The sequence below is a fragment of the Arthrobacter sp. Y3223164 genome (genome assembly GCF_059091005.1).
This window is the reverse complement of the sequence record NZ_JBNHGF010000705.1, coordinates 1-803: the sequence shown is the minus strand read 5'-3', so window position 1 is coordinate 803 and position 803 is coordinate 1. Positions and strand designations below refer to the sequence as shown.

The following is an 803-nucleotide window of genomic DNA, read 5'->3' as shown; positions in this document are numbered from 1 at the left end:
GGCGGAAGCCGCGGCCGGCCACGGCAGGCCCGGCGACCCGAGCGGCTAGACTGCACACATTGGCGCCGTGCCCGGGCCGGTGCCGAAAGAACCATCGCCGTCGTCGGGAGGAGTGCTCATGAAGGGCGTGCTGTTTGACGTGGACGGGACGCTGGTGGACTCGAACTACCTGCACGTGCTGGCCTGGTGGCAGGCCTTCCGGCAGGCGGGTCTCGACGTCCCGATGGCGGCCATCCACCGTTGCGTGGGAATGGGCGGCGGCAGGCTCATCGCGCAGCTGCTCGACGAGGACCGCGACCAGTCCCGGGACGAGGACCTCAAGGCCGCCCACGGAACCGTCTTCTCCACCTTTTGGCCTTCCCTGCGCCGCTTCGACGGTGCCCGTGAGCTGGTGCGCCGGTCCGCCGAGGAGGGATTGGCCGTCGTGCTGGCCTCTTCCGCCGAGGGAACGGAGCTGGAAGTGTTGCGCCGAGTGATCGACGCCGACGGGTCCATCACCGCCGCCACCAGCTCCGCGGACGCGGAGAACAGCAAACCGGCGCCGGACATCCTGCAGGCGGCCCTGGACGCGGCGGGCCTGCATCCGGCAGACACCGTTTTCGTGGGCGATGCCGTGTGGGATGTCCAGGCGGCCGGAGACCTCGGGATTCCGTGCATCGGCCTCGAATGCGGCGGGACCCCCGCTGCGACCCTGCTCCACGCCGGTGCGGCAGAGGTGTACCGGGACCCGCAGGACCTGCTCGAACACTTCACGGACAGCGCGCTCGGCGGCCTGCTGCGCGCCTGACGGCCAGCGCGCGGCA

Annotated in this window: 1 protein-coding gene; it reads left to right on the top strand. The window is 71.1% G+C overall.

All coding sequences use genetic code 11. The annotated features are described in order from the left end of the window. The first annotated feature begins 118 nt into the window (after positions 1-118). The gene (locus tag AC5RUJ_RS17515; RefSeq protein ID WP_494128291.1) at positions 119-787 is read left to right on the top strand and encodes an HAD family hydrolase; all 669 of its coding nucleotides are present in this window, start codon (positions 119-121) and stop codon (positions 785-787) included. The last annotated feature ends 16 nt before the right edge of the window (positions 788-803 follow it).